Source organism: Methylobacterium sp. J-078, from assembly GCF_022829285.1.
Taxonomy (GTDB): domain Bacteria; phylum Pseudomonadota; class Alphaproteobacteria; order Rhizobiales; family Beijerinckiaceae; genus Methylobacterium.
The window spans coordinates 59610-72131 of sequence record NZ_JAKSYI010000052.1 but is presented as its reverse complement, the minus strand read 5'-3'; the positions used below and the strand labels follow the sequence as shown (position 1 = coordinate 72131).

Annotated in this window: 19 protein-coding genes; 6 read left to right on the top strand and 13 right to left on the bottom strand. The window is 70.4% G+C overall.

Going from position 1 to position 12522, the window contains the following annotated elements; all coding sequences use genetic code 11:
• Positions 1 to 320 precede the first annotated feature (320 nt).
• Positions 321 to 1040 carry a Brp/Blh family beta-carotene 15,15'-dioxygenase gene (locus MKK58_RS06080; protein WP_243911214.1) on the bottom strand — a complete coding sequence of 240 codons (720 nt, stop codon included), beginning with the start codon at positions 1038 to 1040 and terminating at the stop codon, positions 321 to 323.
• Between the two features lie 221 nt (positions 1041 to 1261).
• The gene (locus MKK58_RS06075) at positions 1262 to 2014 is read right to left on the bottom strand and encodes a bacteriorhodopsin (protein WP_243911213.1); all 753 of its coding nucleotides are present in this window, start codon (positions 2012 to 2014) and stop codon (positions 1262 to 1264) included.
• Between the two features lie 404 nt (positions 2015 to 2418).
• Between MKK58_RS06075 and MKK58_RS06070 the strand changes: the two genes are divergently transcribed.
• Positions 2419 to 3051 (top strand): tyrosine-type recombinase/integrase, encoded by a 633-nt coding sequence (locus tag MKK58_RS06070; protein ID WP_056088204.1) that lies wholly within the window; start codon positions 2419 to 2421, stop codon positions 3049 to 3051.
• Between the two features lie 297 nt (positions 3052 to 3348).
• Here MKK58_RS06070 and MKK58_RS26810 read toward each other — a convergent pair whose 3' ends face one another.
• Positions 3349 to 3483: a hypothetical protein gene (locus tag MKK58_RS26810; RefSeq protein WP_274533107.1), complete on the bottom strand. Its 135-nt coding sequence runs from the start codon at positions 3481 to 3483 to the stop codon at positions 3349 to 3351.
• Between MKK58_RS26810 and MKK58_RS06065 the strand changes: the two genes are divergently transcribed.
• Positions 3482 to 4735 carry a DUF3829 domain-containing protein gene (locus tag MKK58_RS06065; protein ID WP_056088200.1) on the top strand — a complete coding sequence of 418 codons (1254 nt, stop codon included), beginning with the start codon at positions 3482 to 3484 and terminating at the stop codon, positions 4733 to 4735. The genes MKK58_RS26810 and MKK58_RS06065 overlap by 2 nt on opposite strands.
• Before the next feature lie 205 nt (positions 4736 to 4940).
• Here the strand turns inward: MKK58_RS06065 and MKK58_RS06060 are convergent, their stop codons facing one another.
• A complete protein-coding gene (locus MKK58_RS06060; RefSeq protein WP_243911212.1) occupies positions 4941 to 5534 on the bottom strand; it encodes a hypothetical protein in 594 nt (197 codons plus the stop codon).
• Positions 5531 to 5797: a hypothetical protein gene (locus tag MKK58_RS06055; RefSeq protein ID WP_056088195.1), complete on the bottom strand. Its 267-nt coding sequence runs from the start codon at positions 5795 to 5797 to the stop codon at positions 5531 to 5533. Before MKK58_RS06055 ends, MKK58_RS06060 begins: the two co-directional genes overlap by 4 nt.
• 144 nt (positions 5798 to 5941) lie before the next feature.
• Between MKK58_RS06055 and MKK58_RS06050 the strand changes: the two genes are divergently transcribed.
• On the top strand, positions 5942 to 6340 hold the full coding sequence (locus MKK58_RS06050) for a hypothetical protein (RefSeq protein WP_056088193.1): 399 nt from the start codon (positions 5942 to 5944) through the stop codon (positions 6338 to 6340).
• A gap of 14 nt (positions 6341 to 6354) precedes the next feature.
• Here the strand turns inward: MKK58_RS06050 and MKK58_RS06045 are convergent, their stop codons facing one another.
• The 7 genes from MKK58_RS06045 to MKK58_RS06015 all read right to left on the bottom strand — a co-directional run bounded on the left by MKK58_RS06045 (position 6355) and on the right by MKK58_RS06015 (position 10500).
• The gene (locus tag MKK58_RS06045) at positions 6355 to 6711 is read right to left on the bottom strand and encodes a hypothetical protein (protein ID WP_056088191.1); all 357 of its coding nucleotides are present in this window, start codon (positions 6709 to 6711) and stop codon (positions 6355 to 6357) included.
• A gap of 257 nt (positions 6712 to 6968) precedes the next feature.
• Positions 6969 to 7484, bottom strand: a complete 516-nt coding sequence (locus tag MKK58_RS06040; RefSeq protein ID WP_238278301.1) for a hypothetical protein — start codon at positions 7482 to 7484, stop codon at positions 6969 to 6971.
• 28 nt (positions 7485 to 7512) lie between these two features.
• Complete coding sequence (locus MKK58_RS06035; protein WP_243911211.1) at positions 7513 to 8166, bottom strand: hypothetical protein; 654 nt, start codon at positions 8164 to 8166, stop codon at positions 7513 to 7515.
• Between the two features lie 10 nt (positions 8167 to 8176).
• Positions 8177 to 8455: a hypothetical protein gene (locus MKK58_RS06030; protein ID WP_238278297.1), complete on the bottom strand. Its 279-nt coding sequence runs from the start codon at positions 8453 to 8455 to the stop codon at positions 8177 to 8179.
• Between the two features lie 54 nt (positions 8456 to 8509).
• Positions 8510 to 9118 carry a hypothetical protein gene (locus MKK58_RS06025; protein WP_238278295.1) on the bottom strand — a complete coding sequence of 203 codons (609 nt, stop codon included), beginning with the start codon at positions 9116 to 9118 and terminating at the stop codon, positions 8510 to 8512.
• A gap of 2 nt (positions 9119 to 9120) precedes the next feature.
• Positions 9121 to 9627: a hypothetical protein gene (locus MKK58_RS06020; protein ID WP_238278293.1), complete on the bottom strand. Its 507-nt coding sequence runs from the start codon at positions 9625 to 9627 to the stop codon at positions 9121 to 9123.
• Positions 9628 to 9735: 108 nt separating this feature from the next.
• On the bottom strand, positions 9736 to 10500 hold the full coding sequence (locus tag MKK58_RS06015) for a hypothetical protein (protein ID WP_238278291.1): 765 nt from the start codon (positions 10498 to 10500) through the stop codon (positions 9736 to 9738).
• Between the two features lie 54 nt (positions 10501 to 10554).
• Here MKK58_RS06015 and MKK58_RS06010 point away from each other — a divergent pair, with 54 nt between their 5' ends.
• The 3 genes from MKK58_RS06010 to MKK58_RS06000 are packed head-to-tail and all read left to right on the top strand — an operon-like array spanning position 10555 to position 12131.
• On the top strand, positions 10555 to 10881 hold the full coding sequence (locus MKK58_RS06010) for a hypothetical protein (protein ID WP_238278288.1): 327 nt from the start codon (positions 10555 to 10557) through the stop codon (positions 10879 to 10881).
• The gene (locus MKK58_RS06005; RefSeq protein ID WP_243911210.1) at positions 10868 to 11386 is read left to right on the top strand and encodes a hypothetical protein; all 519 of its coding nucleotides are present in this window, start codon (positions 10868 to 10870) and stop codon (positions 11384 to 11386) included. The genes MKK58_RS06010 and MKK58_RS06005 overlap by 14 nt, the downstream gene beginning before the upstream one ends.
• Positions 11387 to 11438: 52 nt before the next feature.
• The gene (locus tag MKK58_RS06000; protein ID WP_056088175.1) at positions 11439 to 12131 is read left to right on the top strand and encodes a hypothetical protein; all 693 of its coding nucleotides are present in this window, start codon (positions 11439 to 11441) and stop codon (positions 12129 to 12131) included.
• A 3-nt stretch (positions 12132 to 12134) separates the two neighbouring features.
• Here MKK58_RS06000 and MKK58_RS05995 read toward each other — a convergent pair whose 3' ends face one another.
• Positions 12135 to 12485 (bottom strand): hypothetical protein, encoded by a 351-nt coding sequence (locus tag MKK58_RS05995; RefSeq protein ID WP_056088173.1) that lies wholly within the window; start codon positions 12483 to 12485, stop codon positions 12135 to 12137.
• Positions 12486 to 12522: the final 37 nt, after the last annotated feature.

Below are 12522 nucleotides of genomic sequence, written 5' to 3'. Positions count from 1 at the left end.
GTGGCACGAACTCGTGCAGCGAGGGCGGCAACAGCCAGCCCTGATCGACGTCCCAGGAGCGAAACACCTTGGCCATGAGCCGAGTGAATCACCTCGCAGCCTCGTCGTCGAGAGGATTACTCGGACAAGCTCCTAGCTGTTGCGTCCTATTCCGACCCCTTGCCAACCCTCATAAGGTCGCTCTCAGACTGTTGAGGCTGAAGCCAAAGTCCGGTTTGGGTGGGAAGCGGAATGGCGGCTTACGAGCACGGCTGATGATTGACCGACATTCAAATCGAGGCCGTGTCTGCCAGCGACGATGCAGTCACCGGCATGGGCCGCTAATTCTCGTACCTGCCTACAATCCGGTCGAGGAGTACATGCGGGACCGTCAAGGCCGACAGCATCCGAAGGGTGAGGCACAGGAGGGTGGCGGCGGGGTCGTTCGCATCGGCGGCGTAGAGCGGCCAGAGGCCGGCGCCTAGAACAAGCGTCAGCCCGAATACCGGCAGCGAGGCGCAGACAGCCTTGCGCATCGTGTCAATGCCTGGCGCCCGGGTTGGGTCTTGCACCAGGGCGCGCATGTGCCGAGGGGCGTGAAGGCCGACGAAGTACAAGGTGAAGGCCGTCAGCGGCGGAAGCAGCCGGAAGGCGAGCGCCAGGACGGCCATCTCAATCAGTACAGCGCCCCGGTGTCGGCGCACCAGCACCCACGCGGCAGCGATCGCGAGCCAGAGCCAGGCGGCGGCGATCCACCAGCCGGGGAGATGCGCCATCGGTACCCGCGTGACGGCTGCAAACAGCGCAGCGGTCTCCTCGGGCCGCAGCAGTGCCGGCAGCGCGATCGGCAGCCCGCCGCGCACCAGGGCCTCGAACGGCCGGCCTGGGCCGGCATCCTCCTCACCGAAATGCAGGACGGACAAGGCAAGGAAGCCCGCCATGGTCACCAAGGGTGCGACCTGCCAGGCGAGCAGGACCAGGGCCGAGAGGCCGAGATAGGGGACGGCGAAGATCCCGAACCAAGCCCGGCCGTAGCGCGGACGCAGCAGGGGGGCCGCCACGACACCATCGAGCGCGCCGTGTGGCACGCCAAGGACAATTACGATTGCCAGGGCCACTAGCCAGGACGCTTGGCGTGGTAGGGCGGCCGAGGTGACCAGGGCGAGCGCCACGAGGGCCCCCGCCAGGAGCAGGGGCCCGGCTCCCGCCGAACCCAGACGTCGGCGACTCGCCCGAACGGGGGTCACAAGGACCGGAGTGGTCGCACGAGCCGCCATCCGGGTCAGGCCGCCCGGCGCAGCGGCGTCGCAGTGGCACGCCCCTCGGCCAGATCACGGTCGACCGCGCGTGTCGTTTCCCGCGTAGCCATGATCCCGTAGACGACCTTGGCGGTCAGATCCGAGAGCGCGACGACCGCCAGGGCCACCGCCGGCGACAGGATCCCGAGGCCATCCTGGCCGACGAGAAGCACCACGGGGTAGATGCACCAGACCACCGTGAGGAACACGGCGTTGCGCCGGAAGGCAGACTGCACGTCGGCCCGCTCAGCGGAGTTCTCCTCGCGCAGCTGCACGAAGATCCCGTAGAATACGGAGATGAACGCGCCGCAGGAGATCGCGAACCAAGTCCACTTGATCCAGGCGACCGTCGAGAGGCCGAAGGCCAGCGCGGTCACGATCATAATCAGGTCGGAGCCGATCAGGCCCCAGACGATGGCCGGCCGGCGCATCCCCGAATGCATCGCGGTGCGCGAGAGGCCCAAAAGCAGCAGAGGCGTGGTGAAGGTCCAGTCGATATAGCGGGCGAAATAGAACTGGCGCGCGGTGTCCGCCGCGTCGGGACCGGCGGGCAGAACAAAGCTTCCCTGCCCCGTCGCCATGGCGAAGTAGGAGCAGGCCGCGATGATCGGCACGATCCCGTGGATGATGGTATCCGCCTCCTCGGCGTGTGTCCGTCGCTTGCCCATGAACAGGATCGCGGCGGCACCTGCCGCCATGCCGGCGAAGCCGAGCCAGAGCCAAAATTGAGGCGTCATCGAAAACTCATCGGTACAGGAGGATGAAAAGCATGCCCCGAACGTGGCCGCCCTCCTGCACAAAGTTCACCGACTGCAATCGTTGCTTGGGATGCCTCTCACAGTCACGCGATCCCAGAACCTTCAGGTCGCGTTCGCTGCCGGCGCGATATGGTCCGACTAGGTACACCTGCGAAGCACGCTCGAAGGCAAGTTTGCTCGATCCTCAGCGGTGTTCTGAATGTCGCTTCACGAGCGGGAAAGCAGATGGCTGGAACGGCGAGGATGGGTCGGACGCAGCAGGGCTGCATTTCAAGTCTGGCAGCTGCGTGGCACACATCCCGAACGTCTAAACGGTAATACGCAGGCTACGTCCGCAGCACCCCTTCTCTCTCTGCCGGCATGGGCCGGTTGGGAGATGAGAGATGGGACATTCAGAGCACGACCCAGCCTTCAAGAGCCGCCGACCGTGGAACGCAGGACGGAAGCTCGGCGCCAAACGCGCGCTCAAACCACAACAGGTTTGGGCCATCCGTTTCTGGCTCGACGGAGAGCGGCGCGTACGCGACCGGGCCATGTTCGACCTCGCCATTGATAGCAAGTTGCGTGGTTGTGACATCGTCAAACTGAAGATCGGCGAGCTTGTCAGCGGCGGGCATGTACGGGCGCGCGTCATCGTCGTTCAGCGAAAGACTGGGTCGCCCGTGCAGTTCGAACTGCTTGAACCAGCACGTACCAGCATTTTGACTTGGTTGGGGTGCCGAGGGGGCGGGCTTGACGATTACGCCTTTCCAAGCCGGATCGACCACGAGGCGCACATAAGCACCCGGCAGTACGCCCGCCTGGTAGATGAATGGGTGACGGGCATAGGGCTACGGCGCGAGGACTACGGCACACATTCTTTACGCCGTACAAAGGCGGCATTGATCTACAAGCGAACCGGCAACTTACGCGCTGTGCAGATTCTGCTTGGGCATACGAAAATCGAGAGCACGGTACGCTACCTTGGCGTGGACGTTGAAGACGCGCTCGCTCTGGCGGAAGCGACCGAAATCTGAAAGCCGGCCTCCTCGGCGGCAACGTTGAGGGGGCCATGCAGGCTCCAAGAATGCAGCGCACCTGAAGCAGTCGTTTACCCCGACATGATGCCGTCCCAGATATAGGCGTTCTCGAACCAACCCAGCCTTTCCGCCCCAGGTGGATTGCGGTCTGTCCGCTGATTGGCGGCAGATCGACAAAGCGGTCATCCAGCATTGCCGATCTACCCCGGGATGAAGAACCCCGGCGGAGACCAGCCAGGCCCACGTAATTATGAGGAAAGGCATCGCCGAGGAGGGTTCGGACCATCTCCTCGGCTACAATCCCGACTTGATCGATGCAACGAGGTCCATGTCGCCATCCGCAATCCCTAGCGTCGTCGTTCCATGACCAAGCGCTTCAACTTCGAGGACCAGAATGCGCAGCACAGCCTCCACGAGAAAGCTCGGCATGTCTCACCGTTCGGCCTGTGCGCTGGCCCTCCTGTGGGGGATCTCGGCCACACCCGTGGTGGCGGTCACGCCGGTGACACCGGTGGGCGTCGAGAGCTGCGACGCCTTCCTGGAAGCCTATGCCCAATGCGCGGCCAGCCCCGGCGTACCGGAAGCCGCTCGCCCCGGCATCCGCCAGGGCATCAACACGATGCGCGAGAGCTTCCGCGACTCGGTCCTGCGCAACGAGGCGGCGCGTCCGACCGTGGCCTATCAGTGCGCCCAGGCCCATGAGGCCGTGCGCAAAAGCTTGGTCGACGCATTCAAATGCGATTTTCCCGCCGCACCCGTGGCCTCCCAGGCCCTCTTGCAGAGCCCGCCGCCACCGCCGGGCTCGGCTCGGGCGACCGCCCGCCCGGCGCCGGCGCAGACGCCCGAGGCTCAGGCGGTGGCAAAGGCCAATGCCTACACCGAGGCCCAAAACCACTTGGTCCGGTCTCATCCCCTGGAGCAGCAGTTGGCCGACTACCGGCGCGACAACGAGCGGGTGCTCAAGCTTGGGACGAAGCTCGGTGCCAACGCCTGGTACCACTTCGGCATCGTGGATTTCGATGGGGTCATCGACGAGTTGGAGAAGGCCGTCGCCTTACCGGGCGTCGTCCCGGAGGTCGATGCTCAAGCCGCCCGGCTGCTGACGGCGCTGCGCGAGGTGAATCCCACCCTGAAGGCGCTCACGCGCTATCAGACCACGCGCGAGTTCAAAGAAGATGGCTTCAAGTTCGCTCGCGAGCAGCACGCGATCCTCGTCCCCCGCGTCGAGGCGGCCGCCAAGGCGATGGACGCCTATGGCACGGCCCTGTTCGAGCGCGAGATCGCCCGGGATGAGCGCCGCCTGGCGGCCCTGCCGGAGGATGCGCCGGCACGGCGCCTCCTGTCCACCAGCCTCACCCTGCGCCGCGCGGTCCGGCGGTTCGAGGCACTGGGACCGAAGGCGGATGTCGCTCCCTTCCTGGCCGCACTCGGCGAGGTCTCGAACGCCAACCGCCACCTCGGCACGGTCCTCGACGGCATGAGTCCGAAGGCGAACTCATCCTGCACCGGCTACACCGACACGGTCGCAAGCGTAATTGGGCATGGCCGGGACGTCGCCCGGGACATTCGCGCCAAGAGTGATCCGAGCCAACCGGCGCAACGCTTCAACGAGACCTACAACCGCTCGGTACGCGATCTAGAATCTTGCCATAAGAATGAGAGTCGGGTGCGTCCAGGCTGAGGTCAGCTGAAGATCGCTGAAGACAGGACTGATGTCTCCTTCAATGTAAATGCTCGTCCTTACGCCTCCGCAAGTCTGCGGGGAGACGAGCAGGCCGATGTCAAGGAGCGTGCGTTCCACGGGTAGCATCGGCGTCTCTTAATGAGGACGGACGGAGAGCGGTCGCTGAACCTTTGCGCGGGATCGCGATCGCGTCGTCCGCTCCTCATCGGGGCCAGTCGAAGTAGCGCCGGGCGGCGCCTCGGCCTTCCGCCAACGGCCTCGTCAGCCGGCCGCGCCGGTCGATCAACCCCCATCGGCCCCCGATCATGGCGGATGGCTGGCGCCCGTCCGAGCGGCAGCCCTGGCAAACCAGGGCCTCGCCGCGGGCGTTGAACGGGAACGACCAGTCGAAATCCGTGGCCAGGACCCGGCGCAGGCGCCGGTCGTGGAACGCGACCTTGCCGGCGTGACGCGCGCGCACCAACCCCTGCGCGAAGGGGTCCGGCCCGTTGTCGAGGGGGAACAACGCCAGCGCCAGCCCGTCGCGGCGCGCCCAGAGCGCGCCGATTCCATCGACGACGATCTCCGTCACCCCGCCCCGGAACGGCATGCGCGCGAGGCGGGCGGGATCGATGCGGACGAAGTCCCCCGCGCGGCGGGCGCAGTGCTCCGTGCGGGCGAAATCCGCGTGGACGTCACGGCAGGCCAGCGGGTAGGCGCCCCCGTCGCGCGCCTGCACGGCCTGCGGCGCGAAGCCGGCCGCAAGCCCCAGGAGGGCGAGCGCACCGAGCGCTCTTCCCCGTGCCCTCGGGCTCACCTGAGGCCCCAGCGCCCGAGCGGGCCGGGCGCGCCCGTGGCGTCGTCCACGAACACGCGCCAGCCGCTGCCGTAGGCGACCTCGCAGACATCCCAGACGAGGCCGGTGTCCGTCCGGGTCGGCACGGCCGTGCCGGTGGTGGCGGTGCCCGTTCCCGCCGCGGCGCGCGCCGCGATCGCCGCCGCCTGCTCGGGCGTGAGGCGGCCCGTCGCGGGGGCAGGCCTGGCGGATCGGGAGAACAGGCGGTCTAGGATAGCCAGCACGGTTCGGGCTCCTCGCATCGGCGAACGAGCATGGGCGTCCGGCCCCGGGATGTCACCCGCCCCGGTGCAGGTTGCGGAGCGGCCGCCCGTCAGCCACACCTCCCGGACCGTATCAGGCGGAAGAACCGCATGTGAGGAACCTGGATGTCCCTGAAGCTCGACCACTCCTCCGTCGAGGAACTCGACTTGGCCCTGCGCCTGTATCGGCGCCTGCTGGTCCGCCTGCTCCTGATCCTCGTCCTGGGCTTTGCCGGGGTGATCGGTCTGGCCAAACTCAGCACGATCCTGTCGCCGCCCTACGGCGTCTACTTCCTCGGGCAGGGCTTGGTGACCTGGGGGCTGCTCGGCCTCCTCGCCCTGCTCTTCGCGGAATTCTGGTGGGAGGGCCGCCAGATCGGCGAGGCCCTCAACCATCCGGGCCTGCTCGATTCCCCTGTCGCCGGGCTGCTGGGCGGCCTCGCCGTGATCGGTGAGCGCGCCGCTGCGATCGGGATGGAGCCCGGCTTCTTCCACGGCCCCCTGCGGCCGATCCGCCGGCGCTGACGGGTCCGTGGCGCTCAGCGCGCCGGCCCCTCGCGCGCGACCAGGCTGTCGCGGTGGACCGCGAGGCTCGCACACGCGCTCGCGAGGGTGACGGCGCAGCCGAGGGCGGGCAGCGTCCAATCCTCCGCCCGCCATAGGGCCGCCGCGAGGCCCGCACCGGCGCCGAGGCAGGCCAGGGACAGGGCGGCCCGCCAGCACCGCACCGCGCGCGGCTCGAACCGCACCAGGCCGTTCGCCCACCAGACCAGGGGCAGCATCGACAGCCAGTAGAGCGGCTGGGCACGGGCGGCGCCGTGCGGTCCCGGCACGAGGCAGGCGGTGACCGAGACGGTGGCGGCGAGGCCCACCACGACGGCGAGCCCGGCCGCCACGTTCGAGGGACGGTCCTTACGCAGCCGCTGCCAGTAGGCCGGGTAGCGGCGGATCAGGGAACTCTCTCCCGGGCCGGTGCCGGACGCTTCCAGGCCGCGAGGCGCGCCAGGACGTAGGCCGGCACGCGGTCGGCCACGGCGAGATTCTCCGGGCGCAGGGAGAAATCGTAGGTGAGGCCGTCGCGGTGGACGAGGTAGGTGCAGGTGGAGACCTCGCGCTTGTCCGAAGTGTCCGAGGCGAGGCAGCCGGGCGGGGCCTAGTCGGCCGGCCGCGCCGCGTGCCGGGACGGGAGGCGGTAGAAGCGCCGATGGTCGACGCCCTCGGAATGGACGAGGCGCTCGCCGCCGGACGGGTCGGGCCGCCACGGCGCGCCCTCGGCGAGCCGCGCATCGAAAATGCCCCATTGCCGGGCGTGGAGGGGTGCGAAGCGGCGCCCGTCCGGGTCGCCGACGACGTGGACCACGAGGTCGGCGGCGAACGGGCCGGCATGGCCGTGGCTGAGGGGGCTGTAGCCGGGGAGGCCCGCCGCGACCTCGGCGGCGGGCAGCATCAGCCAGAGCGAATCCGCCGGTTCCCGGCCGAGCCCCGGGAGCGCGTCGAGCCAGGGCAGGCGGAAATTTCGGGAAAACTCGTAGGTGTGCGGCACGGCGTACGCGGTCCCGGCGAGGCGGTACCGCGTGGTGCCGAACCGGCCCTCCGCCGCGAAGGCCGCGAGCACGAGGGGCAGGCCGAGGAGCGCGACGAGGCGCGCGGCGCGACGCGAGGGACGCATGCGGGACGTTCCTATTCCGTGAGTCCGCCTATTCCGTGGGTCCGGCGCGGAGCCTGGCCGCTTCCGCCGCGAGGTTGGCGCGGGCGGCCGCCTCCAAGCGGTCGTGGAAGAGGTCGGTCTGGTAGAGGCGCGGCCGGGCGAGGAAGCGGTCGAGGATCTGAGCGCGTCCGAGCCGCCACGCCGCCTCGGGAACGGCGGCGTATTCCCGGCGGATCGCCGCCGCGTAGGCCGCGTAGACGGCGCGCGGCGCACCGAGCACGGCGAGATCGAGGTCGAGGAGGAGCCGTGTCGCCGGGTCCGCGCTCGGGCCGTGCGCCGCCGTCGCGTGGATCATCGCGATCGCGGCCCGGACGCGCGCATCCCCGGACGCCGGCCCCGCCTCGGCACGCAGCAGGTCGGCGCTGCGGGCCTCGTTGTCGGCGCGGGCGGTGTCGTAGACGGCGTCGTGGAAGGCGATGGCGAGATCGATGGCATCGCCGTCGACGTCCGCGAAATCGGGATGTGCCCGCACGGAATCGTGCCCCGTGAGCAGCGCCGCGACGTGGGGCCAGCCGTGATAGTGCCGGTCCGCCGCGCCGTAGCCCGCGTCGAGGGCCCGCCACGTCGCCGCGCCGGGCGTGCCGACGGTCCGCGCCCACAGGGCATCGAACCGAGCGCGAAGGGACGCGTCCGTGGCGTCCATCGCACCGGCCTCAGTTCACACGGTGGCAGGTCGAGGTGGTCTCGGCAGCCCCGCGCATCCCGCCCGCCGGCCGCACCTCGCAGACCACGTACTTGCCGCCCCGCTCGAGGGTGAAGCTCGGACCGGAGGCGGAGACGATGCGGTGGCCGCCGTTGAGGAGCGCGCTCATGGGCTCCTCAACCGGCACCCAGGTCGTGGCCGGGCGCGGCGGCACGGCGGGGGCCTGGGCGACGGCCGGGCCGGCCACGAGGATCAGCGGGAGGAAGGTGTGGGACAGCGTTCGGCGCATGGGATCGTCCTGGGGTCGGGGGCGGGCCTTCGGCCCGTTCGGGCGGCGAGGGGGTCAGGGCGTCACCACGGCGAGGTCGGCCGCCGGCAGCCAGCCGATGACCGGGGTCTTCTCGCCCTGGTAGCGCACGCGCACCCAGGCGTCCCGCCGCTCCAGCACCGCGACGGGATCGAGCCGGACGAGGTAGGGCGCCCGGGCCGGAGCCGGGCTGGGTTCCGGCCGGAAAGCCGTGCGCTCGGCCGTCACGAGGCCGACGCCGATCCATCCGTCCGGGACCGCCGCCGCACGCCGCGAGAGCGCGTAGGGGGTCCCCACCATGGTGCCCGTGGTCATCGAACACCCGCCGTGATCCTCCGCGAGGGTCAGCGCGGCGCCGTCCGGGGTGAAGGCGAGGTCCCCCGGAATGCGCTCCGGCTCGTCGGGAAACCACGTCTCGACCTTGGCCCGGTCGCCCGCGAGGGTCCCGCGCAGGAGGAACACGCAGGCGAATTGCGGGCTCCCGGCATCTGCCGCCCCCCGCTGCTCGGCGAAGACCCCCGTCACCGCATCGCCGGAAACCGCCAGGGTCAGGCTGTCGTAGGTGCCGGACCGGGCGGCCGGCTCGGCCGCCGCTGCGCCGCAGGCGGCGAGCAGGGCGGCGAGGCCCAGGGCGGTGCCACGCACCGTCAGAGGCCCTTCTCCAGCAGCTTCACCACGGCCTCGACCCGGTCCTTCGAGTCGGCGACGTTGGTGAACGGCCGCCAGTTCACGTCGAGGACCCCGCCGTCGAACGTGAGGCGCTTGGCGTAGTTCGAGGCGGGCGCGGTGTTCTCGTCGAAGCGGACGCGGATGGTCTTGAGTTTCGCGGCCAGAGCGTCGCGGCCCATCTTGTCCTTGGCCACCTCCTTCAGCCCGGCGGCGAGGGGCTCGAAGATCGTCTTCTCGAAATAGTCCGGGTCGGAATAGTACTTGGCGTCGCCCGGGAGCGTGAGGTCGTCCCACGCCACCTCCACCGGCACGGCGAAGCCCGCCGCCTCCTGGATCGCCTTCTCCTGCGCGGGGTAGCGGTCCTGGCGGTAGGCCGCGATCGCCCGGCGCTCGGCGAGGCCGATGGTCGGCTCGGCCATGGCCGAGGGGGCGGACAGGACCGACAGGGCGAGCGCGGCGACGAGGGCGTGACGGCGAGAGATCATACGGCAATTCCTCGGTAGGACGGCCCCGGATGCGGGGTTGGCGTGACGGTTCGATGACGGGGCGGGCACGCTGTCAAAGTGCGACCCGCCCTCACGAGGAGATCGCCTTCACGGTGTCGGGGCGCAGCGCACCGGGCCGCCGGCCTCGACGGTGGGCGGGGCGGTCCCCGTGAGGCGTACGGGAAACGAGACGATGCTGAGCGTGTCCTTCGGGGCCTTTCCGGCCCGATAGCTCCCGGCGCAGGCCTTCACGGGCGCCGGCAGGGCCGCGACGGCGGGCGGAAGCGGCCCGTCGCGGGCGATCCGCGCCCAGCACTCGGCGCCGTGCTTCGGGATCGAGCAGGCCCCCTGCACGCCGCGCTGGAAACCGAGCCGCAGGGTCCCGTCCGCGACCGCGAAGGAGTCGATGCCCGCCTCGGCGGTCGTGTCCCGGATCAGGGTGCGGCCCATGCCCGCGTCGAGCACCGCGAACGGGACGGTGCCGTTGGTGCTCGCCTGCTCAAAGACGAGGAACCCGCCCGTGCGGCCGAGGAAGCGCTGGCCGGCGGTCGCCAGGATGCGCGCACCCGGCCCCGGCGCGGCGGCGCAGGCGGGGGCGGCACCGTTCGCGAGGGGCACGAGGGTCGCGTCCTCGGGGTCCGGCGTGTCGGTGTCGCTCTCGCGCACCATGAGATCGCGGTAGGTGGTGCAGGTGATCTGCTTGCCCTCCCCCGACATCTTGCCCTCTCCAGACGTCGCGGTCTCGGTCTCCGCGGGCGGCTCGAACCGCGCCGCCTCCCATCCCGCCGCCCCTGACGGGGCGGGGAGGCACGCTGCGAAGAGCGCGAAGTGGGCGGCGGCGAAGCGGGCGGCGGGGAGAAGACTGCGTCTCATGCGGGTTCCCTGTATACGGCGCGGGAGCCCCGAGGAAAGGCAGGATGGAGAGCCATGCGGACCGTTCTCGCCAAGGTCGCCAAGGGTTCTGCCGAGCCGCTCGCAACGCTTCTCGCCGCGCCGCTCCTCGGGCCGCTCGCCGTCCGGGCCGCGCCCGCTCTGCCGGGCGACGTGACGGCGTACGTGACGCGGCTGCGGGACTGCAACCATTGGGGCGGGGAGGATGCCACGGACGCGGCGCGCGGCCGGGCCATCGCGGCGGCCGTGAAGCGCCTGCGCTGCGACGCCGCCGAGGCGGACGAGCGGACGCTGCGACGGCGCCACCGGGGTGACCCCAGCGTCCTGAAGGCCCTCGACCGGGCGCGCGATGCGGACGGCTGAGCGGGGCCTCGACGCCGGCGATCCGGTCCGCCGACGCGTCTTGCGGCTGCTGCACGTTCCGCTCCTCGGATTGCTGCTGGCGCTCGGCCTCGCCCCGGTCTTCCTGCTGTTTCCCCTCCTGCCCGCCGAACCCGGAACCGATCCGACCTTGCGGCCCGTCGAACTCTGGCTCGGCACGGCCCTCGTCGGCGGCCTCGTCGGCACCGTGGAGGGCGCGGCGCGGCCCCTCTACCGGGCGGCCGGCCTCGTCCTCGCCGTCGGCCTGCTCTCGATCCCGGTCCTGCGCGTCTTCCTCTGGACCGACCTTCCGGTCCCGCACGGGCTCGCGCGCTGGCTCGGCCTCGATGGGGAAGCCGCCCTCGACGCCCACCTGTACGAGATCTGGCTCGCGGCGTGGTTTTCGGCCTGGGTTTTGGCTTGGGTTTTGGCTTGGCTCGGCCTCGTGCTCCTGGGCCGGCACCTCCCGGCGCGACGCGCCCGCATCGACCGTGCGGCCGTTCGATGACGGCGCCGTTCGAGGATTCTGGTCGGGGATTCTCGGCGATGATCGTCCCGCCATGATTGCCCCTCGGTCCGACGGGACGCGAAGGGCGGCCCTCATCGTCGGCGGCTGCGGTGTCGTCGTGTTCGGCTGGGCCCTCGTCGCCTACGCGCCGGCCCCGGGGATCGCCGCGGCCGTCGTCGCGGTGCCAGCGTTCGCCCGCGCGGCGAAGCGCCGGGTCGCGGCCTTCCTGGCCCTGGCGGTCTTCTCTGCTGCCGTGATCTGGGCGGCGTTCGGAACGACGACGGGCTACTTCGTCCTGAACCGATCGCGGCTCGACGCCGTGGTGGCCGAGATCGCGGCCATGCCCACCCTGGTGTCCTTCGAACGCGGACGGGACGATCCTCCGGCGGAGGCGAAGCGAACGGCGTGGTGGGAGAACACCCACCTCGTCAACGGCCGGCGCGTCACCCCGTACCGCCCGCAAGGCACGCGCGACACGGACAGTCTGCGGGAGATCGACGTCCTGCGGGAACTCGGGGTTCCCTACGCCCGCTACCGCGCCCTCTGCGGCGCCCTCGAACGCCTCGGGCTCGCTGGGTTCACCCGCGGTCCCGGCGGCGAGATCGGCCTGGATGAACCGATCCCGGGTGGCACGCCCTGGGGCACGTCGTTCGTGTACCGGCCGGACGATGCGTTTCCGGCCGGCTCCGGGGCCGAGAGCGACCGCCGCCTCGCGCCGAACTGGTTTTTCGTGACGCGGGGCTGAGATTCACCGGACAACGCCGCTGGATTCCTGGAAGGAAGGGCGGGCGCGCGGAGCCTCCGCCGTGGTGATGGTGCTGGTCCCGAGCAGGGCCGCGAACACGAGCATCGGCACGGCCCAGACCTGCATCGGCAGACCCCAGAAGGCGTGGTCGCGCCCGGCCGGCCCGAAGGTCGTGCCGTGGTTCCAGCGCCATCCGAGACCGAGGACGGCGAGCGCCGCGAGACTCATGGTGAGGCAGACCGCCCTGTCAACTTCCGGCCCGTCGACCTGCCGCAGGACGATCAGGGGCAGGAACATCGCCAGCGCCACGAAGAGGACGACCCAGTAGCCGCGCCCGGTCCAGAAGACGATCATGTGCTGGTCCTTATCCCTCGTGTTTCGGAGCGATCCG